Raw genomic sequence first — 3029 nt, 5'->3', positions numbered from 1 at the left:
AACAGGCTGTCGGCCCTGACCGCGCCGCTGTGCGGGTCGGCGCCGGCGACCTCCAGCAGCCGCAGCGCCAGCTCCGGGTCGCCGGCCGCGGCGAACATCGCCGCCTCGCGGTTCAGCGGCCGCCAGGTGGCGTCGTAGTCGATCAGCGTGCCGTCCTTGTCGAACAGGATGCCGCGGATATCGGCCGCACTCATGATGCGTCCCCCTCGAAATAGCCGCCTTCCAGCGTGATGTGGCTCAGCATCCGGTCCTCGTGCCGCATGCGCCAGGACAGCAGCTTCTGCGCATAGGCCAGCATCTCGGCGGCATAGGCGGGGTCGCCGCTGCGGTCCTCGAACTCGCCGGGGTCGCGCTCCAGGTCGAAGAACAGCGGCGGCAGTGCGGTGCAGTGGACATATTTGCGCCGGGCGTCGCGGACCACCTGGACGCCGCATTCGTCGGAGTGGAGCCGGGGCGCGCCGACCCGCTCGCGCACATTGCCGAAATCGTAGAACCAGTGCGCCGCGTCGCGCCAATCCTCCGGCCGTCCGCCGCGGCAGAACGGCAGCAGCGAGCGGCCGTCGCATTGCCGCGGCACCGGCAGGCCGAGCCAGCCGAGGATGGTGGGCAGGATGTCGACCGATTCGGTGAAATCCCCGACTTGGCGGCCGCGGCCGGCATCCGCCTCCGGCCGCGGGTCGCGGACGATCAGCGGAATATGGGCCGACTGATCGAAATAGCCGAGCTTGCCGAACAGGTAGTGGTCGCCCAGCTGCTCGCCATGGTCGGAGGTGAAGACGATCAGCGTGTCGTCCCACTGGCCGCTGGCCTTGAGGAAGTCGAACACCCGGCCGAGATGGTGGTCGACCTCCGACGCCAGCCCGTAATAGGCGGCGCGCACCGCGGCGACGCCGGCATCGTCCAGCGCCGAGGCCGGGCCTTCGGCATGGTTCAGGAACTTGTCCAACCGCACCGCCCGGTGCAGCCCGGCCAGCAGCGGATGCTGCGCCCCCTCGGCCGCGGCGGACGGCCCACGCAGCGGCGCCGGCACCCCGGCCGGATCATAGGCCAGGTGCCAGGGCGCCGGGGCGGCGAAGGGCGGGTGCGGGCAGATATAGGTCAGGTGCACGAACCAGGGCCGGCCCTGCAGCACCGCCAGGTGGCGCAGCACCTGGTCGGTCATGAAGGCGGTCTCGCTGTCCTCGGCCCGGATCCGGGTCGGACCGAAGCCGCCCGGCGCCGCCTCCGCCGACGGGTCCGGGTCGTAGAGCGGGTCCCGCCCCTCCCCCGGCTCCGCCACGTCATAGCCCTTGGCGATCAGGTCGGCGATCCAGGCGCGGCTGGATTCGGACAGGTTCAGCACCGGGGTGAAGCCCGGCGCCACGCCTTCATAGCTGTGCCGCGCCGGGTCGTCCGGCGCGCGGCCGCGCGGGTCCAGCGAGGTGTCGGTGTAGCCGAACAGCAGCGGGTCCCACCCGCCGCGCCGCACCTCCAGCGCCAGGTTGGTGTGGCGGGCGTCGAGCGGCATGCCGTTGCGCACGCTGCGATGGGTGTGCGGGTACAGGCCGGTCAGCAGCGAGGCGCGGGACGGGCCGCAGGGATAGGCCACGGTGTGGTGGCGGCGGAACAGCGTCGCGTCTTCCGCCAGCGCGTCCAGCGCCGGGGTGCGGATGCAGGGATGCCCCACCGCCGACAGCGTGTCGCCGCGCCACTGGTCGGCGGTGATGAACAGGACATTGGCCAAGCCCGAGGACTCCCGCATGCGCTCCCCGCCCTGCTGATAGCGCAACGGCCGGCAGCGCGACACGGGAAAGCGAAGGGCCCGCGCGTCGCCGGGCGGACCCTTCGAGCCTGGACGGGGAGAGCCCCGGGCCGGCTACGGGATGCGCAGCACCTGGCCCGGGTAGATCTTGTCCGGGTGCTTCAGCATCGGCTTGTTGGCCTCGAAGATCTTCGGATAGTCGTTGGCGTTGCCGTACTCGGCCTTGGCGATGGCGGAGAGGGTGTCGCCCTTCTTCACCGTGTAGAACCGCGATTCCGGCGCCGGCGCGGCGGCGGCGAGGTCGTTCTGCACCTGGGCGACGCCGGGCGTGTTGCCGACCGCGAGCGCGATCTTCTCCGCCACCTCGGTGGAGGCGACGTTGCCGCCGACCGTCACCTTGTCGCCCTCGACCTTGATGTCGACCCCGGCGGGATCCAGCCCCTGCGCCTGGATCTGCTTCTTCAAATCGTCCGCCGTCGCGGCCTCGGCCTCGCCGCCGCCGAACAGCTTCTCGCCCGCATGCTTGATGAAATTGATCAGCCCCATGGCACACCCCCTGGTTGCCTGGTTGGTGCTTGCCGTCACGGGCCTCTGTCCGACCCCTGGCCGGTTGCGGAGGATCAACGGCGAGCCGGGGACTATGTTCCCAGACCCGCCGCCCGCTGTCACGCCGCCATCGCCTGGCCGCACTGGCTGCAGTACCGGGCCGCGGCCTGGTTCGGGGCCCGGCAGGCGCCGCAGGCGACGTTTGCCGGCTTCGGGCCGCAGACGCCGTGGGCGCAGCAATCCGCGGCCTCCCGGCCCTCGGCACCGTGTTCGTGCGCATGGCCGTGGTCGTGATCGTGGCTGTGCTCGCGCCCGTGATCATGGTTGTGCCCGTGGCCATCCGCATGGTCGTGCCCGTGGGCCTGGGCGGACTTGGCCACCGCCGGACGCGGCGCGGGCAGCAGGCGCAGCAGCCGGAGCGCGTTCAGCGTCACCAGCACGGTGGCGCCGGTGTCGGCCAGGATCGCCATCCACAGCGAGGTCGCGCCGAGCACCGTCGTCGCCAGGAACAGCCCCTTCAGGCCGAGGGCGACGGCGATGTTCTGATGGATGTTGGCCAGGGTGGCGCGGGACAGGCCGATCAGCTCGGCCACACCGACCACGCGGTTGTTCAGCAGCGCCGCATCCGCCGTCTCCAGCGCCACGTCGGTGCCGCCGCCCATGGCGATGCCGACCGAGGCGGCGGCCAGCGCCGGCGCGTCGTTGATGCCGTCGCCGACCATCGCCACCGGCCCCTCGCGCC

At 71.9% G+C, this 3029-nt stretch carries 4 protein-coding genes; all 4 read right to left on the bottom strand.

The window, feature by feature from the left end; all coding sequences use genetic code 11:
• Positions 1-194 (bottom strand): hypothetical protein (locus P409_RS30475; protein ID WP_034847287.1); only part of this gene is annotated, 194 nt, incomplete at its 3' end.
• On the bottom strand, positions 191-1741 hold the full coding sequence (locus P409_RS30470) for an alkaline phosphatase family protein (RefSeq protein ID WP_034847284.1): 1551 nt from the start codon (positions 1739-1741) through the stop codon (positions 191-193). The genes P409_RS30475 and P409_RS30470, both read right to left, overlap by 4 nt.
• Positions 1742-1855: 114 nt before the next feature.
• Positions 1856-2287 (bottom strand): peptidoglycan-binding protein LysM, encoded by a 432-nt coding sequence (gene lysM, locus P409_RS30465; RefSeq protein ID WP_034847282.1) that lies wholly within the window; start codon positions 2285-2287, stop codon positions 1856-1858.
• 119 nt (positions 2288-2406) lie between these two features.
• Positions 2407-3029, bottom strand: a 623-nt coding sequence (locus tag P409_RS41010) for a zinc ribbon domain-containing protein (RefSeq protein WP_034847281.1), incomplete at its 5' end; no start/stop codon positions are given.

The organism is Inquilinus limosus MP06 (assembly GCF_000767795.1).
Taxonomy (GTDB): Bacteria; Pseudomonadota; Alphaproteobacteria; order DSM-16000; family Inquilinaceae; genus Inquilinus; species Inquilinus limosus_E.
Note: the sequence above shows the minus strand (reverse complement) of the source record. Positions and strands in the feature narration are given on the sequence as shown.

What these genes read in the sequence shown, in the direction of transcription:
- P409_RS30470 (WP_034847284.1), bottom strand. Translation starts at nt 1,741, where the DNA reads ATGCGGGAGTCCTCGGGCTTGGCCAATGTCCTGTTCATCACCGCCGAC.
- lysM (WP_034847282.1), bottom strand. Translation starts at nt 2,287, where the DNA reads ATGGGGCTGATCAATTTCATCAAGCATGCGGGCGAGAAGCTGTTCGGC.